Below are 25914 nucleotides of genomic sequence, written 5' to 3'. Positions count from 1 at the left end.
GCTCAGGAGGACCCTCCGTCGAAGGCGTCCAGGATGAGCCCGGCCGCGCGGGTGGCGGTCAACCGACCGTCGCGGACCTGCTCTTCGAGTCCGGGGGTGAGGGCGCGCACGGCGGGGTGGGTGTGCAGACGCCCCAGCAGCTCGTCGCGGACCATCGACCAGGCCCAGCCGACCTGCTGGTCGCGTCGCTTGGCGGTGAGCCGGCCGGTGCCGTCGAGCAGGGTGCGGTGCTGTTCCAGCCGCTCCCAGACCGTGTCCAGGCCGGCCGACTCCCGCGCGCTGCAGCTGAGCACCGGCGGTGTCCAGGCGGCGTCCGCGGGGTGCATCAGCCGCAGCGCCCCGGCCAGTTCGCGGGCGGCGGCCTGTGCGTCGCGCTGGTGCGGGCCGTCGGCCTTGTTGACCGCGATGACGTCGGCCAGCTCCAGCACGCCCTTCTTGATGCCCTGGAGCTGGTCGCCGGTCCTGGCCAGGGTCAGCAAAAGGAAGGAGTCCACCATGTCGGCGACCGCGGTCTCGGACTGGCCGACGCCGACGGTCTCCACCAGCACCACGTCGTAGCCGGCGGCCTCCATCACCACCATCGACTCGCGGGTGGCCTTGGCCACCCCGCCCAGCGTTCCGGCGCTGGGGGATGGGCGTACGAACGCCGCGGGGTCGACGGCCAGGCGCTCCATCCGGGTCTTGTCGCCCAGGATGGAGCCGCCGGTCCGGGTGGAGGAGGGGTCGACCGCGAGGACGGCGACCCGGTGCCCCAGCCCGGTCAGCATGGTGCCGAAGGCGTCGATGAAGGTGGACTTCCCCACCCCAGGCACCCCGCTGATCCCGATCCGCCGGGCGCTGCCCGAGTGCGGCAGCAGCTCGGACAGCAGTTGCTGGGCCATGACGCGGTGGTCGGCCCGGGTGGACTCCACCAGCGTGATGGCACGGGCGACGAACGCCCGCCTGCCCTCCAGCACGCCCTTGGCGCAGGCCTCGAGGTCGATGCGCACCGTCGGCTACAGCTCGCCGTGGCCCAGCGCGGCGGCGAGCCGGCGCACCAGGTCGTGGGCGGCGTCAGGGATCACCGTGCCGGGCGGGAACACCGCCGCCGCACCCGCCTCCAGGAGGGTGGGCACGTCCTGCGGCGGGATGACGCCGCCGACTACGATCATGATGTCCTCGCGGCCCTCCGTGGCCAGCTCCTCGCGCAGCGCGGGCACCAGGGTGAGGTGCCCGGCGGCCAGCGAGGAGACCCCGACGATGTGCACGTCCGCCTCGACCGCCTGGCGGGCGACCTCGGCGGGCGTCTGGAACAGCGGGCCCACGTCCACGTCGAAGCCCAGGTCGGCGAAGGCGGTGGCGATCACCTTCTGGCCGCGGTCGTGACCGTCCTGGCCCATCTTGGCGACCAGGATGCGCGGGCGCCGGCCCTCGGCCTCCTCGAAGTCGTCGACCAGGGCCCGGGTGCGGGTGACGGAGGCGGACTCGCCTGCTTCGTTGCGGTACACGCCCGCGATGGTACGGATCTGGCTCGCGTGCCGCCCGTAGACCTTCTCCAGGGCGTCGGAGATCTCGCCGACCGTGGCCTTGGCGCGCGCCGCGTTCACCGCGAGGGCCAGCAGGTTCCCTTCCAGGCCCGCGCTCGATCCGCGCTCGGCGGCGTGGGTCAGGGCGCGCAGGGCGTCCTGGGTGGCCTGCTCGTCGCGCTCCTCGCGCAGGCGGCGCAGCTTGGCGATCTGCTGGGCCCGGACCGAGGAGTTGTCGACCTGGAGCACGTCGATCTGCTCGTCGTTCTCCACGCGGTACTTGTTGACGCCGATGACCGGCTGGCGGCCGGAGTCGATCCGGGCCTGGGTGCGGGCCGCGGCCTCCTCGATGCGGAGCTTGGGGATGCCGGCGTCGATGGCCTTCGCCATGCCGCCCGCCGCCTCGACCTCCTGGATGTGTTGCCAGGCGCGGCGGGCCAGGTCGTAGGTGAGCCGCTCGACGTAGGCGGAGCCGCCCCACGGGTCGATCACGCGGCAGGTGCCCGACTCCTGCTGGAGCAGCAGCTGCGTGTTGCGGGCGATGCGGGCGGAGAAGTCCGTCGGCAGGGCCAGGGCCTCGTCGAGGGCGTTGGTGTGCAGCGACTGGGTGTGGCCCTGTGTGGCGGCCATCGCCTCCACACAGGTGCGGGTGACGTTGTTGAACACGTCCTGCGCGGTGAGCGACCAGCCGGAGGTCTGCGAATGGGTGCGCAGCGACAGCGACTTGGGGTTCTGCGGATCGAACTGCTTGACCAGCTTGGCCCAGAGCAGCCGGGCTGCGCGCATCTTGGCGATCTCCATGAAGAAGTTCATGCCGATCGCCCAGAAGAACGAGAGCCGGGGCGCGAAGGTGTCCACGTCCAGGCCCACGGCCTGTCCGGCCCGCAGGTACTCCACGCCGTCGGCGAGGGTGTACGCCAGCTCCAGGTCGGCCGTCGCGCCCGCCTCCTGGATGTGGTAGCCCGAGATGGAGATCGAGTTGTAGCGCGGCATCTTCTGCGAGGTGTACGCGAAGATGTCGGAGATGATCCGCATCGAGGGCTTCGGCGGATAGATGTAGGTGTTGCGGACCATGAACTCCTTGAGGATGTCGTTCTGGATGGTCCCGGCCAGCTTCTCCGGCGCGACGCCCTGTTCCTCCGCCGCCACGATGTAGAGGGCGAGCACCGGCAGCACGGCGCCGTTCATCGTCATCGACACGGTCATCTTGTCCAGCGGGATGCCGTCGAAGAGCTGGCGCATGTCGTAGATGGAGTCGATGGCGACACCCGCCATGCCGACGTCGCCGGTGACCCGCGGGTGGTCGCTGTCGTAGCCGCGGTGGGTCGGCAGGTCGAACGCGACCGACAGGCCCTTCTGCCCGGCCGCCAGATTGCGCCGGTAGAAGGCGTTCGACTCCTCGGCGGTCGAGAATCCGGCGTACTGGCGAATCGTCCACGGCTGGTTGACGTACATCGTCGGGTAGGGGCCGCGCAGGTACGGGGCCACACCCGGGTAGGCGCCCAGGAAGTCCAGGCCCTCGAGGTCGTGGCCGGTGTAGAGGGGCTTGACCGCGATGCCCTCCGGGGTCTGCCAGAGCAGGTCGGCGGCGTCGCTGCCGGCGCTCTCCTTGACCGCCGCACGCCACTGCTCGTCGCCGACCGGCGCCGGGCTTTCGCCACCGGAGAGGTCGACCTGCGAGAAGTCGGGAATCTGCGTCATGCCGGAGCTCCGGTCACATCGAGGGCGGCAGAGAGGACGGCCGGCGCGTCGCAGCCGGCGAAGACGTAGGCGTCCACATGGGCGTACTCGCCGGGTCGGCCGGCCAGGTACACCCTGGCCGCACCGGCGTCGCGCAGCGCGGCGGCGACCGCGTCGGCCTGCTCGGCGTACAGGGCGTCGCTCGAGCACAGGCAGGCGATCGTCGCGCCGCTGGCGGCGAACGCGTCCGTGGCCGTGTCCGCGTCCACGGAGGCCGGGAGGTGGACCGCCTCGATCCCGCCCGCCTGGAACAGGTTCGCGGCGAAGGCCGCCCGCGCGGTGTGCACGGCAGCCGGTCCGAGCGCGGCGATGAAGACCTTCGGCCTGGCCCCGCCGGTCGCGAGAGCCGCGTCCGAGCGGGCCCGCAGCGCCTCGAACGCCTCGTCGCGGCGCACCCGCGGCAGGCCGGGCCCGGCCGCCGCGGCGCGTCCCAGGGGGCGGTGCGGCGGGGCCGGGTCACGGACGACGGGCTTCTCGGTGACGTTCGGGAACTCGCTCACCCCGGTGATCGGTTCCTTGCGCCGGGCGAGCTTCTTCGTGCGGGCTGCCCAGGTGGCCTCGATCCGCTCCGCCACCAGGCCCGAGCCGAGCGCCGCCTCCTGGCCGCCGGCGCGCTCCAGCTCCTGGAAGAACGCCCAAGCGGCGTGCGCGAGTTCGTCGGTCAGGCGCTCCACGTACCAGGAGCCGCCGGCCGGGTCCACGACGCGGCCCAGGTGCGACTCCTCCAGCAGGATCGAGGAGGTGTTGCGGGCGATCCGGCGGGCGAACGCGTCCGCCCGGCCGAGATCGTGGTCGAACGGAAGCACGGTCACGCTGTCGGCGCCGCCGATCCCGGCAGCCGCGCAGGCGATGGTGGTGCGCAGCATGTTCACGTACGGGTCGCGCCGCGTCATCATCACCGGCGACGTCACCGCGTGCTGGACCTGGCCCGGACCGGCCGGGGCGGCGCCGGACACCTCCGCCACCCGCGACCAGAGGCGGCGGGCCGCGCGCAGCTTCGCCACCGTCAGGAACTGGTCCGCGGTCGCGGCGTAGCGGAACTCCAACTGCCGGCACGCGGCGTCCACCGACAGGCCCGCCCCCGTCAGCGACCGCAGATAGGCGACGCCCGTGGCGAGCGAGCAGCCGAGCTCCTCGGCCGCCGAGGCTCCGGCCTCGTGGTACGGCAGCGCGTCCACGGTGAGGGCCCTGATGCCCGGATACTGCTGCGCGCAGATGCGGGCCAGGTCCAGCACGTCGTCCAGCGACGCGGCGGTGCCGGTCCGGGCCAGGTGCCCGAGCGGGTCGCCGCCGAGGTTGCCCCTGGCCGACTCCGGCGCGACGCCCTGCCGCTCGAAGAGCCGCAGCAACTCCCGTGCGGCCTCGCCGGTCTGCGCGCCGGCGTCCAGGACGATCGGCGCCAGATCGAGGTAGACGCCCTCCAGCGCCTTCGACAGCCCGGCCACCGGCAGAGCCGAGGCTCCCACACCCAGCCACAGCGAGGTGACGCCGTTCTCCAGGTCGGCCAAGGCCGCCGTGTTCACCTGCCGGGCGTCGCCGCCTTCGTGGCGCTGGCGCACATCCCAGCCGCTCGGCGCGGGCCGCCCGCCCCGCACGAACGGCGGGAAGCCGGGATACCCGGGCGCAGCGGACGCGTCCTCCGCGGTGTAGAGCGGGGAGACGGTTATCCCGTCCTCCAGGAGCGTCGCCAGCTCCGCCTCAGCGGCGGGGCCGGCCGCGTCGCTGCCGGATTTGCGCAGCACGCTCTCCACCAGGCTCTGCCATTGAGCACGGGTGGTGTCCGGGAAATCGGCGGCGAGGGAGAGCCCGTCGTCGGGCAGGACCGTCATAGCTGGATGCTAGGACAGTCGCGTTCACGAACTGCACCCTTCACGTGTGTGACCTTTCCCTCTCTGACCCCTCGCTGACCTCACACGTTGGCGGCACGGTCACCGGGGAGGGGTGCCACCGCAGGGTGGTCGGGAGCCGGCAGGGTCACCTGTGCCGCGGGCTGCGAGCGGGTGTGAGGAACCGTCTGGTGTCGGTCCTTGGGCCAGCGCCGATGACGGCGGTCGTTCCCGCTCACCGCTGTGGGGCAGTCCCGGATTCGTTCCGGGGTCCCACATGCGCCGCCACGTCAGGTCGATCGGACCTCACCGAGCGGCCTCCCGGCCGCACGAGCCTCCGACGGCTCGGTCGACTCCGGTGCGGGTCAGCGGGCTGTGGGTGGAGTGCGTCAGCGTTCGATGCAGTAGTGGACCTGGGTGTCCTGGGTGACGAACCCGGCCTTCTCGTAGACCCCGAAGTCCCTGCTCGAACTGTCGGCGTCGACCCTGACACTGGCCCGTCCGTAGCCCTGGTCCCCTGCGGCCCGGAGCGTGTGCGAGATCAGGGCCTCGGCCACGCCGCGCTCCTGGTACGCGGGCCGCGTGGCGATGACCCTGAAGTACGCGTCACGGATGCCGGTCGCCGCCGTGTCCGCCTCCCACGAGACGACCAGGAGGACCCCGGCCGCCGTCCCGGTCCGGACGTCGCGCAGCAGAAAGCTCAACTCGGGCCGGAAGTTCGCGTTCACGGCCCAGACCTTCCACTCCTCGGCGCTGAGCTGCGACCCGCCCACGTCCTGGGCGGCCTCGTTGCGGACCGCGCGGAACTCCTCGTCGGTCCCGGCCGTGTAGCCCTCGATCCGCAGGCCGTCGGGGACAGGGGCGTCCGGAACGGCGGTGCCGAGCGGATGCCTCATGTGCCGGCCCCACTTCGTCGCCGTCATGCCTGCCGCACGGTACAGCGCGACGGCCCCCTCGACGTGCTCGCCGTAGACGGATTCGACGACCAGTCGGAGCGTGGGGTGATGCGCTGCGTGCAGCGCCTCGGCGGCCGCCAGCCCGTGCTGCATGAGCTTCGTTCCGAGTCCCTGGCGACGGTGGGTGGGGCGGACGGCGCCGGCCGCCTGCACCCGGTGGACGATCTCGGCTGTCGGCCTGTAGTGGACCGCAGAGAAGCCGAGCATCGTCGCGCCGTCGAACACCGCCAACGTGGACATCGCGAGGTCGACGACCGGAGAGTCCAGCTCCTCGGCCGCGTCCTCCGCGGTGTACTGCCCCCAGACGTGGTCCTCCGCGTCGATCGCGTTCAGGAGGTCGGCCATCGCCGCGCCGTCGGACACGGCCATCGGACGCCACACGAGGTTCTGCGATTCGACAGTCATGATCGCCACCTTAGGGATCCCGGCGAGGGCTGTCGTCCCGATTTCGGGCCCGGCGACGGAGTCCGAGCTGCCTGTCGGTTGCGCAGGCGACTGACCGGGACTCCTCGCGGGCCCTCGTCGCCAGGTGGGCCGGACTGTCCCGGGCCCCGTCCCGTGTGGGTGGGTCTGCCGTACGATCCTGCTGGTGCTGACGGGGGATCAGTGGGCGTGGGGGTGGGCGTGCAGGGACAGGTCGCCGCGGGCGGGCCGGAGCAGGTGTGGGGGCGGGGGGTGGTCGGCTGGTTCCTCGCCCGGCCTCGGGTGACGTGGGTGGCCCGCTGGGCCGCGGCCGAGGTGTCGGTGGGCCCGTTGTTCACCGTCGCGGTGGCCGGGCTCGGACTTCTGCTGGGCCGCACCGGTGCGACGGCGGTCGCCGTCGGGACGGCCATGGGCGTCGGCCGGCTGTGGTTCCGCGACGGGATCGCGGCCCGGCAGGCGCGGCAGGCCACCGGCCTGGGCGGGCGCACGGTGCGGGTGGTGGCCGCTCTGCTGGCCGGTACCGGCTGCCTGCTCCGGCTGGTGCCGCCCGTGGCGGTGGGCGGCTTCGCGATGATGTGTCTGTCGTGGCTGGTCACCGGAGTCGCGCTGGGCGCCGTGAGCGCGCTGGCGCTGCCGGGTCGCAGGGCACGTGTGACGGCAACCGCGGCGGTGCTGGCGCTGGCCCTGGTGTGGCTGCCCTCGAACCGCCTGACGCTCGGCGCCGCGGACGCGGCGGTGCTGCGCTCCTTCGGGGATCCGCCGCGTCCGCTGATGGTCCTGGTCGACTGGCCGGGTCTGCAGCCGGACGGGATCCACTACAGCGCGGGCACGTTGAACGTGACGTACGACGACGGCTCCGCGATCAGCGCCTCGCCCGCCGCGCTTCAGGTCCGTGCCGCCGGGCCGCAGAGCCTGTGCGCACTCCTGCTGGAGGCGCGCGCCGCCGACCCGGAACTGACGTACACCCAGTGCCGCGAGCGGGGCGGCGGAGCATGGGCTTCGTCGGGGGACGGCACCGGTTGTGCCCTGGCGCGACAGCGCGACGGGCTCCTGCTCCTGCTGACCGACGACCTCTGCCGTCCGGACGACACGGGAGGGCTGGAATCCGTGCTGCGCACCGCGCACGCCGTGGGCGACACCGCGCTGCTCTCCCTGCCCCACTGACACCCGTGCCACCTGGAGGGCAACCCACCGTGACCGCGACGGAGTTCGAGGCCAAGCTGCTCGACGTCGACCCGGAGGCGATGGCGGAGCTCCTCGCCGTGGCCGGGGCGGAGCATCTGGGTGAGCGGTTCCAGCGGCGTTACGTCTACGACATTCCCGGCCGATCCGACGCATGGGTCCGCCTGCGGGACACCGGCGTCGAGATCACCCTGTGCGTCAAGGAGGTCCACTCCGACGGCATCGACGGGGTGGTCGAGACCGAGACCACCGTGGGCGACTTCGACGCCGCCGACACGCTGCTCGGGAAGCTGGGCTACCGGCCGAAGGCCTACCAGGAGAACCGCCGCTCGTCCTGGCGGCTGGGCGGCGCCGCGATTGAGATCGACCGCTGGCCGCTGATCCCGTCCTACCTGGAGATCGAGGGGGACAGCGTCGAACACGTCCACGCGACCGCTCTCGCGCTGGGGTTCGGCCTGGAGCAGCTGACCAGCGAGAGCACGACCAGCGTCTACCGACGGTACGGGATCGACATCGAGGCGCTGCCGCGGCTCACCTTCGACTGACGGCGGCCACCGCCCGGTCACTTTCCGCTCGGTCAGGCCCCGTGCGGCGAACAGCCGATGAAGAGCTGTCAGCAACCCTTCCGGCCAGGACGGACGCCCCGGACACTCCTTGTCATGACCATCTCTCTACGCGCGTGGAACCCGCGCACGACCTCCCTTGCTCTCGCCGTCGGCGTCCTGGTCGCGAGCGGCTCCGTGCTGATGCCCGCCGCCACTGCGCACGCGGACGTCAGCGGCTCCGTCTGCCAGTCCGCGCTGCCGCCGGAGGCCGACGACACCCTCGGCCTCATCGCCCAGGGTGGCCCGTACCCCTACCGGCAGGACGACAGCGTCTTCAGCAACAACGAGGGCGTGCTGCCCGGCGAGCCCTACGGCTACTACCACGAGTACACCGTGGTCACCCCGGGCAGTGCGACGCGCGGTGCGCGGCGCATCGTCGTGGACCAACCGGACCAGCTCGACTACTACACCGATGACCACTACACGACGTTCGCGCTGATCGACTTCTCCTGCTGAGCAGGCGTCAGCCGTCCAGGCCGCCCTCGTGCACCTTGTACTTCGCGCCCGCCCAGGCGCGCAGCTGCTGCGCGAGGGCGGCCCGCTCGTCCTCGGGCGCGCGTGAGATCGACGGTGTACCCGTAGGCCGTGGCCCGAAGCCTCCCCAGGACGGGGCGCCGGTGCCGTCCGCGAGCGGTCCGGAGGCTACCGGTTCGATCATGACAGCCGGGAGCCCACCCGGTAGCGTGCGCGCATGCCGTTCACCCTCAGCCATCCCGCCGCCGTGCTGCCGTTCCTGCGCGGGGGCCGCGCACGGGGGCGGTTGGTGGCCTCGGCGCTCGTCTTCGGGTCCATGGCGCCGGATGTGCCCTACTTCGCCGGGGCCTTCGCCTGGGGAGATCTGGCGCACAGCTGGTGGGCGGTGCCGACGCTGGACGTGGGGATCGCGGCCGTGCTGTTCGGGGCGTGGCACCTGGTGCTGCGGGCGCCGCTGGTCGGGCTGCTGCCGGGCCGGTGGGCGTCGGCGGCCGAGGAGTTGACGGCGCCGTCGGAAGCAGGGGTGCCCTGGTCGCGGACTCCCTGGTTCCTTCTGTCGGCCGCACTCGGGGCGGCCACGCACGTCGGCTGGGACGGCTTCACCCACCCCGACCGCTTCGGCACCCGGCTCCTCCCGGCCCTGCAGACCGGCCGGGTCCTCGGCGAACCCCCGTACGCCCTGCTGCAGTACGGCTGCTCGGCGCTGGGCCTGGCCGTGCTCGGGTGGTACGCCTGGCGGGAGCTGCGGCGCGCGGCAGTGCGGTCGTCCGAGCCGGCGCACCCGCAGGGGAACCGCCGCCTCGCGCTGCTGCTCACCGTCTCCGCGGCCGTGGCCGGCGCCGCGTACCGCTACGCGGCCTGGGTCCGGCCGGGCATGCCGCTCACCTCGGTGATCCCCGCCGTCGCCTTCGGCGCGGTCGCCGGGGCGTGCCTGGCGCTGGTCCTCTACGCCGTGCTCAGGCTGCGCCGGGCCTGATCCGGCCGGTCAGGGAGAGGTCCGCAGGGTCCGCAGCGGCGTCCGCGCCCTTCCCCGCTGCACCCGCACGCGGTGGACCAGGTCGGCGGCCGCCTCGGGCCAGCTCTCGTGCTCGAAGGCGAATCCGGCGTCCAACAGGCGGCCCGGGGTCACCCAGCGGCTCTTCAGCAGCAGTTCGGTGTCCGAGCGCAGGGCGAGTGCGCCGAGCTCGGCCATCCACGCGGTCGCCGGCAGGCCGACCGGCATGCCCCAGGCCTCCCGCAGCGCGCGCATGAAGTCGCGCTGGGGGAGCGGCTCCGGCGCGGCCAGGTTGACCGGGCCCTCCAGGTCCTCGCGGGCGATCAGCAGTTGGACGGCCCGGACGAAGTCGACGTCGTGGATCCACGAGACGTACTGCCGCCCGCCGGCGACGGGCCCGCCCAGGCCGAGCCTGGTCATCCCGAGCAGGACGTCGAAGACGCCGCCGCGGTCCGGGCTCATCACCATCGCCGAGCGCAGCGCGACCCGGCGGGTGTGCGGGGTGGCGGCGAGCTGCTGCTCGCGCTCCCACTGGCGGGCGATCCTGACGCTGTACTCCCAGTAGCCGGGCACGTCCGGCTCGGCGCCGCCGATCCGGCCGCTCGCCTCGTCGTTGGCGGCGTCGAAGCGGTGGGCGTAGATCGTCGCCGTGCTCATCTGCAGCCAGACCCCGGGCGGCCGGGAGGCTGCCGCGATCGCCTGGCCCACCACACGGGCCGAGTCCACGCGGGAGTCCATCATCGCCCGCAGGTTCGCGGCCGTGTAGCGGCAGCTGACGCTGCGACCGGCGAGGTTGACCACCGCGTCGGCGCCGTCGACGGCCGCGTCCGCCCACGGACCGAGGGTCCGTCCGTCCCAGAACAGCTCGTGCGGCCGGGTCGGCCGCCTGGTCAGCACCGGGACCTCGTGGCCGGCCGCCGTCAGCGCGCGGTCGAGGATTCCGCCGACCTGTCCGGTTCCCCCGGCAAGAACGATCTTCATGGCACCAGGCCCCCTCCGTTGTGGTTCGGAGGGAGCCTACGCCTGTTCTTGAACGTGTTCAAAAGCGGGGTCGGGTCCCGCGCCCCGCGGTCAGGCCCGCGTCGGCCGTCCGCCCAGGAAGGCGTCGATCTCGGCGCGGACCTCGGGGGTGTCCAGGCCGCGCACCGTCATCGTCGTCCGGCGGCGCAGCACGTCGTCCGCGGTCGCGGCCCACTCGCGGTCCGCCGCGTAGGCGACCTGGGCCCAGACGTCCGGGCCGTCCGGGTGGATCGGGCGCCCGAGCTCCGGGTCCTGGTCGATCAGCCGGGCGATGTCGAAGGAGAGCGTGCCGTAGTGGGTGGCCAGGTGGCGGGCGACCAGCGGGTCCATCCTGGCGCCCGGCTCGCGGTCCACGAGCAGGCGGTGGGCCACCGCGTTCGGGCTGGCCACGCCGGGAAGCGGGATGGTGCGCGGGATCTCCGACATGTCGTCGGCCAGGCCGGTTCCCGGCACGCGCGCGAGCTTGTCCAGGACCACCCGGCCGATGTGACGGTAGGTCGTCCACTTGCCGCCCGCGACCGACAGCATGCCGCCGCGGCCCTCGGTGACCACCGTCTCGCGCTTGGCCGCGGCCGTCTGCCCAGGACCGCCGGGCAGCACCCGCAGGCCGGCGAAGGAGTAGGTGATCAGGTCGCGGTCCAGGTGCTCGTCGCGGATCGCGTGCGCGGCCTCGCCGAGGATCTGGTCGACGTCCGCCTCCGTGGCCCGCACGTCCGCCGGGTCGCCGGTGTACTCCTCGTCCGTCGTGCCGAGCAGGACGTGGTCCTCCCACGGGATGGCGAAGGAGACCCGGTACTTGTCGATCGGTATGGTGAGCGCCGCGTTCCAGGCCGCCTTGCGCTTGACCACCACGTGCGCGCCCTTGGAGAGGCGGATGCTGGGGGCAGCGCCGGCGTCCTCCATGGTCCGCAGGTGGTCCACCCACGGGCCGGTCGCGTTCAGCACCAGACGCGCGTCGACGCCGAACTCGCCGCCGTCCAGGCGGTCCCGCAGCTCCGCGCCGCTGACCCGGCCGCCCGTGAATCTCAGGCCGGTCACCTCGGCGTGGTTGAGCACCACCGCGCCCGAGTCGACCGCCGCACGGACCGTCATCACCGCGACGCGCGAGTCGTTCATCTGGTGGTCGCCGTAGACCGCGACCGACCGCAGCCCCTCGGTGCGCAGCGCCGGCACCTGCTGGGCGGCGTGCGCGGCGGTGGAGACGTGGCCCATGCCGTCGCGGAAGGCGGACAGCGCCGAGTAGAGGAAGACGCCCGCGCCGAGCTTGGGGGCGGAGTGCGGACCGCCCTTGTAGACCGGCACGTAGAAGGTGAGCGGGTTGACCAGGTGCGGCGCGACGTCCGTGGAGAGCGCGCGGCGCTCCTTGTGGTTCTCCGCGACCAGCTTGACCGCGCCGGTCTGCAGGTAGCGCAGCCCGCCGTGGACCAGCTTGGAGGAGGCGCTGGAGGTGGCCCCGGCGAAGTCGCCCGCGTCCACCATCGCGACCCTGAGGCCCGACTGTGCGGCGGTCCAGGCGACGGCGGTGCCGAGGATGCCGCCGCCGATGATCAGGAGGTCGTAGGTGGCGCTGCTCAGCAGCTCGCGCGCCTGGGCGCGGTCGGCCGTGCGGTTGGCCCCCAGGGTCGGGATGGTGTGCATCGATGATCCCTCAGATGGTGTGTGGGTGGAGCGACGTGCGGCTGGTGCGGAGCCGTGCGGTGGAACCGAGCGATGGGACGGTGCGGTGCGGGGGCGCGGCGGGCCCTCCCCGTGGACGGGCCCGCCGCACCCGCCGGTCAGTGGCCGGGCGCGGAGTCCTCGTCGATCCAGCCCATGGTCCGCTCGACGGCCTTGAGCCAGTTCTTGTACTCGCGCTCGCGGACGGAGTCCTCCATGCGCGGGGTCCACTCGGCGGCGCGGTGCCAGTTGGCGCGCAGGGTGGCGAGGTCCGGCCAGAAGCCGACCGCGAGGCCGGCCGCATAGGCGGCGCCCAGGGCGGTGGTCTCGGCGACGTAGGGGCGCTCGACCGGGACGTCGAGCACGTCGGCGATGTTCTGCATGAGCAGGTTGTTGCTGGTCATGCCGCCGTCGACCTTGAGCGCCGAGAGCGTGACGCCTGAGTCCTTCTCCATCGCGTCGACGACCTCGCGGGTCTGCCAGGCGGTGGCCTCCAGCACGGCGCGGGCCAGGTGGCCCTTGGTGACGTAGCGGGTGAGGCCGGTGATCGCGCCGCGGGCGTCGGAGCGCCAGTACGGCGCGAAGAGGCCGGAGAAGGCCGGCACGATGTACGCGCCGCCGTTGTCCTCGACGGTGGAGGCCAGCGTCTCGATCTCGGCGGCGGTGGAGATGATGCCGAGCTGGTCGCGCAGCCACTGCACCAGCGATCCGGTGACCGCGATCGAGCCCTCCAGGGCGTAGACCGGGGCCTGGTCGCCGATCCGGTAGCCGACCGTGGTCAGCAGGCCGTGGTAGGAGTTGACGACCTTCTCGCCGGTGTTGAGCAGCAGGAAGGTGCCGGTGCCGTAGGTGCTCTTGGCCTCGCCCTCGTCGAAGCAGGTCTGGCCGAAGAGCGCGGCCTGCTGGTCGCCCAGTGCCGAGGCGACCGGCACGCCGGCCAGCTCGCCCACGGCCTCGCCGTAGACCTCGGCGGAGGAGCGGATCTCCGGCAGCACCGACAGCGGCACGTCCATGGACTGCGCGATCGACTCGTCCCACTGCAGCGTGTGCAGGTTCATCAGCATGGTGCGCGAGGCGTTGGTGACGTCGGTGACGTGCCTCCCGCCGTCGACGCCGCCGGTCAGGTTCCAGATGACCCAGGTGTCCATGGTGCCGAAGAGGATGTCCCCGGCCGCGGCGCGCTCGCGCAGGCCCTCGACGTTGTCCAGCAGCCAGCGGATCTTCGGTCCGGCGAAGTAGCTGGCCAGCGGCAGGCCCGTCTCGCGGCGGAAGCGGTCCTGGCCGACGTTGCGGCCCAGCTCCTTGCAGAGCTCCTCGGTGCGGGTGTCCTGCCACACCAGGGCGTGGTGGACCGGCTTGCCGGTGTGCCGGTCCCACAGCACGGTGGTCTCGCGCTGGTTGGTGATGCCGATGGCGCGGATGTCGTCCCTGGTCAGTCCGGCCTTGGCGAGCGCGCCCGCGACGACGGACTGCACCCGGGTCCAGATCTCCTCGGCGTCGTGCTCGACCCAGCCGGGCTGGGGGAAGATCTGGCGGTGCTCCTGCTGGTCGACCGCGACGATCCGGCCGTCGGCGCCGAAGACGATGCAGCGGCTGGAGGTCGTGCCCTGGTCGATCGCGGCGATGTACTGGCCGGACCGGCTGTTGCTGGTGGTGGTCATGACGTCCTCGTTGACGAAGGGGAGAACAGGGGGGCGTGCGGGTGAACCATCTCCGGCGTATCAGCCTGGACTATGCGAAGGCCCCGTTGTAGATCGCACCGGCGAGCAGACCGCCGAGAACCGGGCCGAGCACCGGGATCCAGGCGTAGCTCCAGTCCGAGTCGCCCTTCTTCGGGATCGGCAGGAGCGCGTGGACCAGGCGCGGGCCGAGGTCGCGTGCGGGGTTGATCGCGTAGCCGGTCGGGCCGCCGAGCGAGAGGCCGATCCCGACCACGGTGAAGGAGGTGATCAGGATGCCGAGGCCGGAGAGGCCGAGCTCCTTGTTGAGGCCCTGGGTGAGGATCAGCAGGCAGAGCACGGTGGTGCCGACGATCTCGGTGAGCACGTTCTGGACCGGGTTCCTGATCTCCGGGCCGGTGGCGAAGATCCCGAGGGTGGGCTCGTCGTTCTCGTTGAACTGGCCCAGGTAGGTCACCCAGACCAGGGTCGCGCCGATGACCGCGCCGACGAGCTGCCCGGCGATGTAGAGCGGGACGTGACTCCAGTCGCCCGTCTTCACGGCTATCGCGACGGTGACGGCCGGGTTGAGGTGGGCGCCGGACAGGCTGCTGGAGGTGTACGCGCCGATCAGCACGGCGAAGCCCCACCCGAAGGTGATGGCCAGCCAGCCGGCGCCCTGGGCCTTGGACCGCTTGAGCGTCACGGCCGCACAGACGCCGCCGCCCATCAGGATGAGGACGGCGGTGCCGATGACTTCGCCGAGAAAGATGTGGCTGTTGGACACGGCGGCTCCCGGAGTGCGGTTTGCGGCTGGCGTTCGACAATGTCGACCGCTGTGCGAAAGCTACGTGTGGAGTTCCCGGCACGTCAAGGCCCGCAGGGAGCAGATCCCGCGAACAGGACATTGTCTGACCAACCTAGGCAAATCGCCCATAAGAGTTGCGGGCAAACACGCCGAATGGCCCGATATGACGGGCGGAAAGCGGATGATGATCCGTCAGAAAACCTGCCGGGGCACGCTTCAGAAGCGCGGCGCGCCCAGGTCCCTGGAGATGGAGCGGGCCGCCTCGCGCACCGCGGCCACCAGGGCCGGGCGTACCGCGCCCGGCGTGCCGTCCGCGCCCTCGGCGCAGACGCGCTCGACCGGGCCGTTCAGTGCGACCGCCCCGACCGGGTTCCTGCGCCGGTCCTGGATCAGTGCGGCGATCGACGCGACGCCGGTCCAGGTCTCCTCGACGGCCGAGGCCCAGCCGCGCTCGCGGATGACCGCGGCCTCGGCGTCGATGGCGTCCAGGTCGGTGCGGGTGTGCGCGGTGAACGCCTCGCGCCCGCCCTCCTGCAGTTCGGCGCGGGCGACCGGGTCGTAGGCGACCAGCACCTTGCCCAGCGCGGTGCTGTGCAGCGGCTGCATGCTGCCGACCTCCAGCACCTGCCGGGTGTCGTCGGGCCGGAAGACGTGGTGCACGATCAGCACCCCGCGCTTGTGCAGGACGCCCAGGTAGACGCTCTCCCCGCCGGCCCGCGCGAGGTCGTCCGCCCACACCAGCGCGCGGGCGCGCAGCTCGTGCACGTCGAGGTAGCTCTGCCCGAGGCGCAGCAGCTCCGCGCCGAGCTGGTACTTGCCGCTGTCGGGGTCCTGCTCGACGAAGCCCTCCTGCTGCAGGGTCCGCAGGATGCCGTGCGCGGTCCCCTTGGCCAGCCCGAGCGAGGTGGCCACGTCGGACAGCCCGAGCCGCCGCTCGCCGCCGGCGAGCAGCCGCAGGATCGCTGCCGCCCGCTCGAGCGACTGGATCGACCCGGCCATCGGTCTACCTCCACGTTGTGACCTGTGGTCGGCATTGTCGACCACGCTGTGCTTGCTACAGAGTCTGCCAGGAATCCCGCGCGGTCGTCGCACCCCGCCCCGTGCACGAACCGCGCTGACGTGCCCGTTCGGGTCGTTCCTTGCGGCTTCGGCGCGGCTTCGGTGCGGCGGACGGCGCTTACAGGTGCCGCATCCAGAGGTTGGTCTCCGCGTAGAGGCCCTGGTCCCGCTCGCGGTCGATCTCGACGAGATCGAGGGCGTCGGGGACGATGTAGCGGCCGGTCTGCGGGAAGGCCATCCCGGTCCACCGCTCCCACTGAGCCACGGTGCCGGGGACGACCATCGAGCGCGGGGCCGGGCCCACGATGCTCGCGCCGAGCCGCTGGTGGGTGCGGATCCAGGGGTCCAGGTGCAGCCCGTCCTCGCGGGTCCAGCGGGCGAAGTCCGCCATGGCGGTCAGCGGGTACCGCGCCTTCAGGGCCGGACGCACCGGGGCGATCACCCGCTCCAGGCCGGCCGCGACGGCGCGTTCGCGCAGCGCCGTGATCACCCGGCCCGCCAGCCCCGCGCCGGTGCGACCGGGCCGGACGGTGACGGCCATGACGGCGAGGGTGTCGGGCACGACCCCGGCCTCATGCTCTGTCACCGCGCCGACCAGGGCGCCGTCGTAGCCCGCCGGCAGCGTGTCGGTCGCGCCGTCCCAGCGCAGGGCGACGGCGCGTCCGTCGGCCACCACCACGTCGCCCTCCAGGAGCAGCACGTCGAAGTGGGCGAAGTAGGCCCCGACCCGTTCCCGATGGGCGTTCGAGAGCGGGTCGTGCAGGACGAAGGTCGGCCACCCGCCGCGCAGGGCCGTCCTGGCCTGCTCCTGGAGGTCGGGGCGCTCGTTGCTGGTGGCGATCGTCATCGTGGGCACGCGCGGATCATAGTCAGCCCGGCCCGGCTGCCACGGGCGAATGCGCAGGCTCGCGGCGGTCCGGGGCCGTCGTCGACCCCGTCCGATCCGGGATGTTCCGTGCGTCGGCAGCGGGCACCGCCCGGCCGAGGCACGGGCGCGGCCGCTCTCACGGACGAGGCGGCTGTGCCGACGCGTTCCGGTGACCGTCCACCTGGTCGGCCAGCGCGGCGATCTGGTCGGCGCCGACGCGGCAGCAGCCGCCGACCAGCCGGCCCCCGGCGGAGAGCCAGGCGGTGACGCGGTCGGGCGAGAAGGTCGCCGGGCCGGACCAGGCGCGGGCGCGGGCGTCCCAGCCCTCGCCGCTGTTGGGGTAGACCACCACCGGCTTGCCGGAGACCTCCGCCGCCAGCGCCACCGCGTCGGCGGCCTCCTCGGGGGCCAGGCAGTTGACCCCCACCGCCAGCACCTGGTCGTTGCCCCGCGCCAGCGCGAAGGCCTCGGCCAGCGGCTGGCCCGCGCGGGTGCGTCCCCCCGCCGCGCTGAAGGAGAGCCAGACCGGCACGTCCAGACCCGCGACGGCGTCCAGCGCCGCCTCCGCCTCGTCCACGTCCGGGACGGTCTCGACGGCGAGCACGTCCGGCTCCGCCGAGGCCAGCACCTCTGCGCGCGGCGCGTGGAAGGCGCGCAGCTCCGCGCGGCTCAGTCCGTAGCGGCCCCGGTACTCCGAGCCGTCCGCCAGCACCGCGCCGTAGGGACCGACCGAGGCGGCGACCCAGCGCCCCGGGGTCCCGCCCGCCGCCTCGCGCGCCAGCGCGACACTGCGGCGCAGCAGCTCCGTCGCCTCGGCGCGGTCGATCCCGGCGCGGGCGAAGCCCTCGAAGCTCGCCTGGTAGCTCGCGGTGATCGCGACCTGCGCCCCGGCCGCGAAGTAGCGGCGGTGCACCGCCGCCACGGCGTCCGGCGCGTCGCGCAGCAGCCGCGCGGACCAGAGCGCGTCGGACAGGTCGTGCCCGTCGGCAGCGAGTTCGTTGGACATGCCTCCGTCCAGCACGACCACGCCGTCGGCGAGAGCGGCGGCGAGCGAGCCCTGAACGGTCATCACGGATCCTCCGAGCGGCGGGTGGAGCGGCGGAGCGGAGCGGCGGGTGGGCCGGCGGGTGGAACTGGGAGGGCGGGCCCCCGACGTACCGGAGACCCGCCCGACCAACGCCCTGACCAGCCTATCCCCGCTGGACGCCGAGCCTGGCACCGCCGTCCACGGGCAGCACCACGCCGGTGGTGTAGGTGTTCTCGACCAGGAAGGCGATCGCGTGCGCGACCTCCTCCGGCCGGCCGGGTCGGCCCACCGCGGTGCCGGCCGCCGCGCCGGCGACCGTCTCGGTCCTGGCCGCCTCGGGGACCCAGTCCCACCACGGCGTGTCGATCACGCCGGGGGAGACCGCGTTCACCCGGCGCGGCGCGAGCTCGGCCGCCAGGATCCGCGAGGCCGTCTCCACGGCCGCGTTCGCCGAGGCGAGCACGAGCAGCCCGGCGGCGCTGAGCTGCGAGCTGATCGCGCCGACCAGGGTGACCGAGCCGTCCTCGCGCAGCGTGCCGAGGGCCGCCTTGACCGCGAGCAGATGCGGGATCAGCTTGCCCTCGTGGTGGCGGCGCAGCTCGGACGCCGTCAGGTCGGCGAGTGAGGTGACGCCGCCGTTGGCGGTGAGGGTGACCACGAGGTGGTCGAACGGGCCCACCTCCGCGAAGAACGCCGCCAGCCGCTCCTCGTCCGTCGCGTCCACCGTGCGGCCCTTCGCCGCGGGCACGTCCAGCGCCTTGAGGGCCCGTTCGAGCCGCTCCTCGTCCCTTCCGGCGATCCAGACCTCGTTCCCCCTGGTCAGCAGCAGTTCGGCGGCGGCCAGCCCGATCCCCGAGGTGCCGCCAAGAATGACCACGCGCTCCGACATGTCCTTCGCACTCCCTTTACGAGACATTGTGTCTCGATTATGTATCGAGACATCGTGTCTTGTAAAGTCCGGCCATGAACGAGAAGCCCCTGGGGCGTCCCCGCAGCGACGCGGCCCGCCGCGCGGTCCTCGACGCCGCGCTCGCGCTCTGTGTCAGTGACGGCTACGCGGCCGTGACCATGAAGGCCATCGCCGAGGCCGCCGGGGTGGGCCGGCAGACCGTCTACCGCTGGTGGCCGACGCGCGGTGCGGTGCTGCTGGAGGCGATGGGCGAGATCGGCGCGGCGCACGGCGCGCCGCCGCCCGGCCCGGATCCGGTCGCCGATCTGCGCGCCTTCCTCGACGGGACGTTCGCCCTGGCCGCGAGGGCGCCCGTGGCGGACGTGCTGCTCGGGCTCAGCTCGGACGCCTTCGCCGATCCCGCGCTGGCCGTGACGATGCGCGGCTACATCGCCGGCCGGCGCGCCCTGCTCGCCGAGGTGCTGGAGCGGCAGGGGTCGGACGGTTGGCGGGTGCCCGTGGCCACCGTCGTGGATCTGGTCTTCGGTGCGATGTGGTACCGCCTGATGTACCAGCACGGCCCGGTGGGGCCCGAGTTGACGGAAGAGGTGCTGGTGGTCGTCGCCGCGCTGCGCGACTGACCGGGCTCCCGCGCCGCGACCGGCCCCGGGTGGAAAACGCCGCACGGGGGCTGGCGCAGCCGTGCCCTGCACGCTACGTTGTTCTCAGATCGAGAAATACTCACTGAGAGAACAACTGGAGCCCCGATGAGTCCGCAGCCGGCCGCATCCGACACCTCCCGCGAGGGCGAGGCCGCGTGGCTCAGGGACTACGACCCGCGCGCCTTTCCGCCGATCGCGCTCACCGTCGACATCATCGCGCTGACCATGCGTCAGGGCAGGCTCAACGTGCTGCTGGTGGAGCGGGCCGAGCCGCCCTTCCAGGGCTGCTGGGCACTGCCCGGCGGGTTCGTCAAGGCGGGCGAGGAGGATCTCGACACTGCCGCCGCCCGGGAGCTGGCCGAGGAGACCGGACTCACCGGGGAGGCCCTGGAGCGGGTGCACCTGGAGCAGCTCGGCTCCTACGGCGCGCCCGGGCGGGACCCGCGCATGCACGTCGTCTCGGTGGCCTACCTGGCCTTCGCACCCGACCTTCCCGACCCGCGCGCCGGCGGCGACGCCGCCCGCGCCGTCTGGACTCCGGTCGCCGGTCCTCACGGGGGTGGGACCGGTGACCGGGAACCTCGCAGCGCCCCGCTCGCCGGACGTGGGCTGGCCTTCGACCACGCCGCGATCCTCGCCGACGCGCTGGAGCGCGCCCGCGCCAAGGTCGAGTACACGCCGCTGGCCACCGCTTTCCTCGCGTCGGAGTTCACCATCCCGGAACTGCGCGGCGTCTACGAGGAGATCTGGGGCGAGAAGCTCCACCCCGGCAACTTCCACCGCAAGGTGCTCTCCGTCCCCGGCTTCGTCGAGAGCACCGGCGAGACCGCCGAGCGCGGCAACGCCCGCGGGGGACCGCGCGCCAAGGTCTACCGCGCGGGCGACGCGCGGCTGCTCCACCCGGCGCTGCTGCGCCCCGACCGCGAGGAGGGAATCCGGTGACCGACCCCGCCCAGGACCGGCCCGCGCGTCCGCGCACCTACGAGGAGGCGCTGGCCGCCCTCGCCACCGCCCGCGGCCCGGACGACCTCTTCGGCGGCTATCCGACCGACGCCGCCACCGCCGCCCGGCGGTACCGGCGCCTGGCCCGGCTGCTGCACCCGGACACGGCACCGCTCGGGCACCGCGCCGAGGCGACCGCCGCCTGCGCCGCGCTCAACCGGCTCAGGGCCGCCCAGCAGGCCCAGCCCGCCGACCTGCTGACGACCCGTCGGCACCGCTACCGGATCGGCGAGCTGATCGGCACCGGGGACGTCGCGGTGCTGCGCGCCGCCCGCGCCCGCCCGCGCGACGGCGGCCACGAACTCGACGCCGTCCTCAAGATCTCCCGGATCGCCGCTGACAACGACCTGATGGAACGCGAGGCCCACGCACTCGGCTGGCTCGCCCGGCACGGGGACCCGCGCTTCCGCCCCTACGTGCCCACGCTGCTGGAGAGCTTCCGGCACGCCGACGCGAGCGACCCGGCCGGCGCGCCGCGCCGCGTCAACGCGCTGCTGCGGCTCGACGGCTTCACCACCCTCGCCGAACTGCGCGCCGCCTTCCCGGCCGGGCTCGACCCGCGCGACGCCGCCTGGATCTGGCGCAGGCTGCTGGTCGCCCTCGGCCACGCGCACCGCACCGGGGTACGGCACGGCGCGGTGCTGCCCGAGCACATCCTGGTCCAACTCGAGGAGCACGGCCTGGTCCTGGTCGACTGGTGCTACGCCACCACGGGCCCGCGCACACCCGCCCCGGCCCTGGTCGAGCGGCACCGGCACCGTTATCCGCCCGAGGTCGCCGACCGGCGGCCGGTCACCGAGGCCACCGACATCCACCTGGCCAGCCACTGCATCGCCGAACTGATGGGCGGACGCGCCCCGCGCGAGATGCGCGCCTTCCTGGCCGGCTGCATGCTGCCCGCCGAACCGCGCCGCCCGCACGACGCCTGGAAGCTGCTGGGCGAACTCGACCAGCTGCTGGCGCACCTGTACGGACCGCGCACCTTCCGGGCCCTGCACCTGCCCGTCGCCTGACCCGCCGTCCGGCGGCCTCCCATCCGGCCGGCCGTCCGCGCACGACGGCCCGACCGCCCGACCGCTCCGACCGAACGACGACATCTGGGGGAACCACCATGGGAAGCGGACGCTGGGACACCGACGTCTACACGGCAGCCGCCGACTACCGCGCCGCCAGCGGCCTCGGCGCGTTCGACTACAGCGACCGCGCCCGGCGCGGCGCCCGGCACACCTGGCGGGCCCACCCGAGCCTGGACCCGCTCGGCCTCACCGTGCGTGAGAGCAGGGACAGCGTCGAACACCCCGACTCGCTCGCCGTCGCCGTGCTGTTCGACGTCACCGGTTCGATGGGCACCGTTCCGCGCGTCCTGCAGACCAAGCTGCCGGAACTCTTCGGGCTGTTGCTCCGCAAGGGTTACACCCGCGACCCGCAGATCCTCTTCGGCGCGGTCGGCGACGCCACCTGCGACCGGGTCCCGCTCCAGCTGGGGCAGTTCGAGTCGGACAACCGGATGGACGACAACCTCGGCAACATCTTCCTCGAGGGCGGTGGCGGAGGACAGATGCACGAGTCCTACGAGCTGGCCATGTACGCCATCGCCCGGCACACCGCCACCGACTGCTTCGAGAAGCGCGGCCGCCGCGGCTACCTCTTCCTCATCGGCGACGAGCTGCCCTACGGCAAGGTCAAGGCACGCGAGGTCGGCGAGGTCCTCGGCGAACGGATCCCCGAGGACCTGCCGCTCGCCGCGCTGCTGCCGGAGCTGCAGCGCCGCTGGCACGTCTACTACATCCTGCCCGCGGGAGCGTCCTACGCGGGCAACCCCGAGGTCCTCGGCCGCTGGCGGTCGCTGCTCCACCAGAACGTCATCGAACTCGACGACCTGGACGCGGTGTGCGAGACCATCGCGCTCACGATCGGGCTCGGCGAGGAGGCCATCGACCTGGACGAAGGCCTCGCCGACCTCGCCGACGTCGGCTCCCGCGCCGGGGACAGCGTGGGCCGCGCCCTGGCGGAGGTCGCCCGCCGCGGCGGCGAGACCGCCGTCTCCGGCGTCTCGCTGCTCGGCTCCCAGAGCCGGGCGGCTCAGGGCGACCGCAGCGACGGCACGGACCGGACCGACGGCGGAGGCGGTCGCCAGGGGAACACCCGGCTGTGACGATCGAACAGCGCCACGCCGTCGTCGTCGACCTCGGGTTCGGCGACGCCGGCAAGGGCGCCACCGTGGACCGCCTGTGCCGCGCCATGGGCGCACACACCGTCGTGCGCTTCAACGGCGGGGCGCAGGCGGCCCACAACGTGGTGACCGACGACGGCAGGCACCACACCTTCGCCCAGTTCGGCTCCGGCGGCCTGGTACCGGGCGTGCGGACCCACCTGTCCCGCTTCGTGCTGGTCGACCCGCTCGCGCTCGCGGCCGAGGCCCGCCACCTGGCCTCGCTGGGCGTCCCCGATCCGCTCGGCGCCCTCACCGTCGACCGCCGCGCCCTGCTCACCACCCCGTACCACGCCCTCGCCAACCGCCTGCGCGAACAGGCCCGCGGAGCCGGACGCCACGGCTCCTGCGGCATGGGCATCGGCGAGACCGCCGCGTACGCGCTCGCGCACCCCGAGGAGGCGCCCGTCGCCGGGGACTGCGCCGAGCCGGAGCGGCTGCACCACCGGCTCCGGCGGCTGCGCGAACGGCTGGCCGAACAGCTGGGCGTGGCCGGGGAGTTCGGCCCGCCCCTGGCGGACTGCGCGGTCGCGTTCAGCGCCTTCGCCGAGCGGGTCCGCCTCACCGACGAGACCCACCTGCCGGACCTGCTCCGCCGGGAGCGGGTCGTCCTCGAGGGCGCGCAGGGCGTGCTGCTGGACGAGTGGTACGGCTTCCACCCCTACACCACCTGGTCCACCACCACCTTCGCCAACGCCGACGCCCTGCTGACCGAGGCGGGAGCGGACATCGCGGGCGACGCCCTCCGCCTCGGCGTCGTCCGCACCTGCACCACCCGGCACGGCCCCGGCCCGCTGGTCACCGAGGACCCCGCGCTCGACGCGGAGCTGCCCGAGCCGCACAACGCGGCCGGCCGTTGGCAGGGCGCCTTCCGCCGGGGCCACTTCGACGCCGTCGCCCACCGCTACGCGCTGGCCGCCGCGGGCGGCGCCGATGCGCTGGCCGTCACCCACCTCGACGCCCCCGCACGCTCCGCACGGCTGAGCCTGTGCGACTCGTACACGCTGGAGGGCGGCACGGTCCGCGACCTCTCCGTCGGACTGCCCGGCGACCTCGACCGGCAGCAGCGCCTCACCGCCCACCTGCTGCGCGCCCGCCCCGCCACTCTGCACCGCCCGGGCTGCTGGCCCGAGGCCGTCGGCGACGCCCTCGGCGTGCCCGTGCTGCTCACCTCGAACGGCCCACGCACCGGCCAGGCCTCGTGGCGCCGCCGCTCGCCCCGCCGCCGGGGGTGCGCGACCGCCGGATCGCTCCCGAAGTGAAAGAGCTCTCTCTGGCGCGTCCCCCCGGATTCGTGGCAGATTCTGCACAGGCGTTCCCACCCGCCCATCGACGTGCGGGTGCGCCTGAACCGGAGGCCAGCACCGCGCATGAGCAGCGAACAGACCGCACCCCTGTGGACGCCCGACCCCGAGCGGGCCGCCGCCTCCCGGCTCGCCGCCTTCCAGCGCTTCGCCGCCGAGTACTACGGCGCGCCCAAGGCCGTCGCGGGCGAGTACGCCCCTTTCCACCGCTGGTCCGTCGAGCACCTGGACGACTTCTGGTCGGCCCTGACCCAGTGGTACGACGTGCGCTTCTCCACCCCGCCGACCGCGGTCCTCGCGGACGCCTCGATGCCCGGCGCGAGCTGGTTCCCCGGCGCGCGGCTCAACTACGCCCAGCACGTGCTGCGGCACGGCGAGGACCCGCAGAACGCCGACACCCCGGCCATCCTGCACGTCGACGAGAGCAGCCCCACCCCCCGCGTCACCACCTGGTCCGAGCTGCGCCGCCAGGTCGGCTCCCTCGCGGCCGAGCTGCGCCGCCTCGGCGTCGGCCCCGGCGACCGCGTCAGCGCCTACCTGCCCAACGTGCCCCAGGCCGCCGTCGCGCTGCTGGCCACCGCCGCCGTCGGCGCGATCTGGACCTCCTGCGCGCCCGATTTCGGCGCGCGCAGCGTGCTGGACCGCTTCCAGCAGATCGAGCCGGTGCTGCTCTTCGCCGTCGACGGCTACCGCTACGGCGGCAAGCAGCACGACCGGGCCGAGGTCGTCGCCGAACTGCGCCGCGAGCTGCCGACGCTGCGCCATGTCGTCCACATCCCGCTGCTCGGCAGCGAGGCCCCCGAGGGGGCGCTGGAGTGGGAGGCGCTGACGGCCGCGCCCGCCGTGCCGGTCTTCGAGCAGCTGCCCTTCGACCACCCCCTGTGGGTGCTCTACTCCTCCGGCACCACCGGCCTGCCCAAGGCCATCGTGCAGAGCCACGGCGGCATCACCGTCGAGCACCTCAAGCAGGCCGGACTCCACCTCGACCTCGGCCCCGGCGACCGGTTCTTCTGGTACACCTCCACCGGCTGGATGATGTGGAACTTCCTGCTCGCCGGCCTGCTGGTGGGCGCGAGCATCGTCACCTACGACGGCAGCCCCGGCTACCCGGCGGCCGACGCTCAGTGGCGCATCGCCGCCGAGGCCGGCGTCACCGTCTACGGCACCTCCGCGGCCTACGTCATGGCCTGCAAGAAGGCCGAGGTGCACCCGGGCCGCGACCTCGACCTCTCCCGGCTGCGCGCCATCGGCACGACCGGTTCGCCGCTGCCGCCCGACGGCTTCCGCTGGATCTACGACGAGATCAGCCCCGACGTCTGGCTGGCCTCCGTCAGCGGCGGCACCGACGTGTGCAGCTGCTTCGTCGGCGGTGTCCCGACCCTGCCGGTGCACCTCGGCGAGATCCAGGCCCCGAGCCTGGCCGCGGCCGTCGAGGCCTGGGACGCGAGCGGCAAGCCGGTCGTCGACGAGGTCGGCGAACTGGTCGTCACCAAGCCGATCCCCTCCATGCCGATCCGCTTCTGGAACGACCCCGAGGACGCCAGGTACCGGGAGAGCTACTTCGAGATGTTCCCCGGCGTCTGGCGTCACGGGGACTGGATCACGGTCACCGAGCGCGGCTCCGTCGTCATCCACGGCCGCTCCGACTCCACGCTCAACCGCCAGGGCGTCCGGATGGGCTCCGCCGACATCTACGAGGTCGTCGAGCGGCTGCCGCAGATCAAGGAGTCCCTGGTCATCGGCCTGGAGGAGCCCGAGGGCGGCTACTGGATGCCGCTGTTCGTGGTGCTGGCCGAGGGCGCCGAGCTCGACGACGAGCTGCGGGCGGCCGTCCGCGACGCCCTGCGCACGCAGTTGTCGCCGCGCCACGTGCCCGACGAGGTCATCGCCGTGCCGGCGCTGCCTCACACGCTGACCGGCAAGCGCATCGAGGTGCCGGTCAAGCGGATCCTGGCCGGCACCCCGCTGGCGAAGGCGGTGAACCCCGGCTCGATCGACGACCCCGAGGCGCTGCGGGCCTTCGAGCAGTACCGGCGCTGACCGC

At 73.3% G+C, this 25914-nt stretch carries 23 protein-coding genes; 10 read left to right on the top strand and 13 right to left on the bottom strand.

Annotated features, from left to right (window positions below; genetic code table 11):
* Positions 1–2: 2 nt before the first annotated feature.
* From meaB to BS83_RS15315, 4 genes are all read right to left on the bottom strand, one after another.
* Positions 3–989, bottom strand: coding sequence for a methylmalonyl Co-A mutase-associated GTPase MeaB (meaB, locus tag BS83_RS15330; protein WP_037604386.1), 987 nt, complete (start codon positions 987–989; stop codon positions 3–5).
* Between the two features lie 6 nt (positions 990–995).
* Positions 996–3206 (bottom strand): methylmalonyl-CoA mutase, encoded by a 2211-nt coding sequence (gene scpA, locus BS83_RS15325; protein ID WP_037604385.1) that lies wholly within the window; start codon positions 3204–3206, stop codon positions 996–998.
* Positions 3203–5074 carry a methylmalonyl-CoA mutase family protein gene (locus BS83_RS15320; protein WP_037604384.1) on the bottom strand — a complete coding sequence of 624 codons (1872 nt, stop codon included), beginning with the start codon at positions 5072–5074 and terminating at the stop codon, positions 3203–3205. Before BS83_RS15320 ends, scpA begins: the two co-directional genes overlap by 4 nt.
* 386 nt (positions 5075–5460) lie before the next feature.
* A complete protein-coding gene (locus tag BS83_RS15315) occupies positions 5461–6432 on the bottom strand; it encodes a GNAT family N-acetyltransferase (protein ID WP_037609061.1) in 972 nt (323 codons plus the stop codon).
* 207 nt (positions 6433–6639) lie between these two features.
* On the opposite strand from BS83_RS15315, the gene BS83_RS46500 reads away from it, so the two are divergent.
* The 3 genes from BS83_RS46500 to BS83_RS15300 all read left to right on the top strand — a co-directional run bounded on the left by BS83_RS46500 (position 6640) and on the right by BS83_RS15300 (position 8693).
* Positions 6640–7614: a hypothetical protein gene (locus BS83_RS46500; protein WP_198035243.1), complete on the top strand. Its 975-nt coding sequence runs from the start codon at positions 6640–6642 to the stop codon at positions 7612–7614.
* Between the two features lie 29 nt (positions 7615–7643).
* Positions 7644–8177 carry a class IV adenylate cyclase gene (locus BS83_RS15305; protein ID WP_037604382.1) on the top strand — a complete coding sequence of 178 codons (534 nt, stop codon included), beginning with the start codon at positions 7644–7646 and terminating at the stop codon, positions 8175–8177.
* Between the two features lie 114 nt (positions 8178–8291).
* Positions 8292–8693 carry a ribonuclease domain-containing protein gene (locus BS83_RS15300; protein ID WP_037604381.1) on the top strand — a complete coding sequence of 134 codons (402 nt, stop codon included), beginning with the start codon at positions 8292–8294 and terminating at the stop codon, positions 8691–8693.
* 7 nt (positions 8694–8700) lie between these two features.
* On the opposite strand, the gene BS83_RS15295 is transcribed toward BS83_RS15300, so the two are convergent.
* Entirely contained in the window at positions 8701–8895 is a 195-nt protein-coding gene (locus BS83_RS15295) for a hypothetical protein (RefSeq protein WP_037604380.1), read from the bottom strand.
* A 33-nt stretch (positions 8896–8928) separates the two neighbouring features.
* On the opposite strand from BS83_RS15295, the gene BS83_RS15290 reads away from it, so the two are divergent.
* Positions 8929–9687 (top strand): DUF4184 family protein, encoded by a 759-nt coding sequence (locus BS83_RS15290; protein WP_037604379.1) that lies wholly within the window; start codon positions 8929–8931, stop codon positions 9685–9687.
* A gap of 9 nt (positions 9688–9696) precedes the next feature.
* On the opposite strand, the gene BS83_RS15285 is transcribed toward BS83_RS15290, so the two are convergent.
* The 8 genes from BS83_RS15285 to BS83_RS15250 form a co-directional block, all read right to left on the bottom strand.
* On the bottom strand, positions 9697–10686 hold the full coding sequence (locus tag BS83_RS15285; protein ID WP_037604378.1) for a TIGR01777 family oxidoreductase: 990 nt from the start codon (positions 10684–10686) through the stop codon (positions 9697–9699).
* A gap of 90 nt (positions 10687–10776) precedes the next feature.
* Entirely contained in the window at positions 10777–12363 is a 1587-nt protein-coding gene (locus tag BS83_RS15280) for a glycerol-3-phosphate dehydrogenase/oxidase (RefSeq protein ID WP_037604377.1), read from the bottom strand.
* Positions 12364–12500: 137 nt separating this feature from the next.
* Positions 12501–14042: a glycerol kinase GlpK gene (glpK, locus tag BS83_RS15275; RefSeq protein WP_037604376.1), complete on the bottom strand. Its 1542-nt coding sequence runs from the start codon at positions 14040–14042 to the stop codon at positions 12501–12503.
* Positions 14043–14112: 70 nt separating this feature from the next.
* Positions 14113–14826: an MIP/aquaporin family protein gene (locus tag BS83_RS15270; protein WP_037604375.1), complete on the bottom strand. Its 714-nt coding sequence runs from the start codon at positions 14824–14826 to the stop codon at positions 14113–14115.
* Positions 14827–15063: 237 nt separating this feature from the next.
* On the bottom strand, positions 15064–15846 hold the full coding sequence (locus BS83_RS15265) for an IclR family transcriptional regulator (RefSeq protein ID WP_037604374.1): 783 nt from the start codon (positions 15844–15846) through the stop codon (positions 15064–15066).
* Positions 15847–16024: 178 nt separating this feature from the next.
* On the bottom strand, positions 16025–16762 hold the full coding sequence (locus BS83_RS15260) for a GNAT family N-acetyltransferase (protein WP_198035242.1): 738 nt from the start codon (positions 16760–16762) through the stop codon (positions 16025–16027).
* 148 nt (positions 16763–16910) lie between these two features.
* The gene (gene mmuM / locus BS83_RS15255) at positions 16911–17843 is read right to left on the bottom strand and encodes a homocysteine S-methyltransferase (RefSeq protein ID WP_051943084.1); all 933 of its coding nucleotides are present in this window, start codon (positions 17841–17843) and stop codon (positions 16911–16913) included.
* A gap of 121 nt (positions 17844–17964) precedes the next feature.
* Positions 17965–18690 carry an SDR family oxidoreductase gene (locus BS83_RS15250; protein ID WP_037604373.1) on the bottom strand — a complete coding sequence of 242 codons (726 nt, stop codon included), beginning with the start codon at positions 18688–18690 and terminating at the stop codon, positions 17965–17967.
* Positions 18691–18764: 74 nt separating this feature from the next.
* Between BS83_RS15250 and BS83_RS15245 the strand changes: the two genes are divergently transcribed.
* The 6 genes from BS83_RS15245 (at position 18765) to BS83_RS15220 (ending at position 25910) form a co-directional block, all read left to right on the top strand.
* Entirely contained in the window at positions 18765–19331 is a 567-nt protein-coding gene (locus BS83_RS15245; protein WP_037604372.1) for a TetR/AcrR family transcriptional regulator, read from the top strand.
* A gap of 126 nt (positions 19332–19457) precedes the next feature.
* Entirely contained in the window at positions 19458–20294 is an 837-nt protein-coding gene (locus tag BS83_RS15240) for an NUDIX hydrolase (protein WP_037604371.1), read from the top strand.
* Positions 20291–21367 carry a protein kinase family protein gene (locus BS83_RS15235; protein WP_051943083.1) on the top strand — a complete coding sequence of 359 codons (1077 nt, stop codon included), beginning with the start codon at positions 20291–20293 and terminating at the stop codon, positions 21365–21367. Before BS83_RS15240 ends, BS83_RS15235 begins: the two co-directional genes overlap by 4 nt.
* Positions 21368–21465: 98 nt before the next feature.
* Positions 21466–22509 (top strand): hypothetical protein, encoded by a 1044-nt coding sequence (locus BS83_RS15230; protein ID WP_037604370.1) that lies wholly within the window; start codon positions 21466–21468, stop codon positions 22507–22509.
* The gene (locus BS83_RS15225; RefSeq protein WP_232248343.1) at positions 22506–23828 is read left to right on the top strand and encodes an adenylosuccinate synthetase; all 1323 of its coding nucleotides are present in this window, start codon (positions 22506–22508) and stop codon (positions 23826–23828) included. The genes BS83_RS15230 and BS83_RS15225 overlap by 4 nt, the downstream gene beginning before the upstream one ends.
* A gap of 108 nt (positions 23829–23936) precedes the next feature.
* On the top strand, positions 23937–25910 hold the full coding sequence (locus tag BS83_RS15220; RefSeq protein WP_037604369.1) for an acetoacetate--CoA ligase: 1974 nt from the start codon (positions 23937–23939) through the stop codon (positions 25908–25910).
* Positions 25911–25914: the final 4 nt, after the last annotated feature.

It is taken from the genome of Streptacidiphilus rugosus AM-16, assembly GCF_000744655.1.
GTDB lineage: Bacteria > Actinomycetota > Actinomycetes > Streptomycetales > Streptomycetaceae > Streptacidiphilus > Streptacidiphilus rugosus.
This window is presented reverse-complemented; position numbering and strand designations above follow the sequence as displayed.

Bases quoted from the DNA above. Each gene is read 5' to 3' on its own strand.
- mmuM (WP_051943084.1), bottom strand. From the start codon at position 17,843: ATGACCGTTCAGGGCTCGCTCGCCGCCGCTCTCGCCGACGGCGTGGTC.
- scpA (WP_037604385.1), bottom strand. From the start codon at position 3,206: ATGACGCAGATTCCCGACTTCTCGCAGGTCGACCTCTCCGGTGGCGAA.
- BS83_RS15295 (WP_037604380.1), bottom strand. From the start codon at position 8,895: ATGATCGAACCGGTAGCCTCCGGACCGCTCGCGGACGGCACCGGCGCC.
- BS83_RS15285 (WP_037604378.1), bottom strand. From the start codon at position 10,686: ATGAAGATCGTTCTTGCCGGGGGAACCGGACAGGTCGGCGGAATCCTC.
- BS83_RS15245 (WP_037604372.1), top strand. From the start codon at position 18,765: ATGAACGAGAAGCCCCTGGGGCGTCCCCGCAGCGACGCGGCCCGCCGC.
- BS83_RS15250 (WP_037604373.1), bottom strand. From the start codon at position 18,690: ATGTCGGAGCGCGTGGTCATTCTTGGCGGCACCTCGGGGATCGGGCTG.
- BS83_RS15300 (WP_037604381.1), top strand. From the start codon at position 8,292: ATGACCATCTCTCTACGCGCGTGGAACCCGCGCACGACCTCCCTTGCT.
- BS83_RS15230 (WP_037604370.1), top strand. From the start codon at position 21,466: ATGGGAAGCGGACGCTGGGACACCGACGTCTACACGGCAGCCGCCGAC.
- BS83_RS15315 (WP_037609061.1), bottom strand. From the start codon at position 6,432: ATGACTGTCGAATCGCAGAACCTCGTGTGGCGTCCGATGGCCGTGTCC.
- BS83_RS15290 (WP_037604379.1), top strand. From the start codon at position 8,929: ATGCCGTTCACCCTCAGCCATCCCGCCGCCGTGCTGCCGTTCCTGCGC.
- BS83_RS15320 (WP_037604384.1), bottom strand. From the start codon at position 5,074: ATGACGGTCCTGCCCGACGACGGGCTCTCCCTCGCCGCCGATTTCCCG.
- BS83_RS15220 (WP_037604369.1), top strand. From the start codon at position 23,937: ATGAGCAGCGAACAGACCGCACCCCTGTGGACGCCCGACCCCGAGCGG.
- BS83_RS15280 (WP_037604377.1), bottom strand. From the start codon at position 12,363: ATGCACACCATCCCGACCCTGGGGGCCAACCGCACGGCCGACCGCGCC.
- glpK (WP_037604376.1), bottom strand. From the start codon at position 14,042: ATGACCACCACCAGCAACAGCCGGTCCGGCCAGTACATCGCCGCGATC.
- BS83_RS15240 (WP_037604371.1), top strand. From the start codon at position 19,458: ATGAGTCCGCAGCCGGCCGCATCCGACACCTCCCGCGAGGGCGAGGCC.
- BS83_RS15265 (WP_037604374.1), bottom strand. From the start codon at position 15,846: ATGGCCGGGTCGATCCAGTCGCTCGAGCGGGCGGCAGCGATCCTGCGG.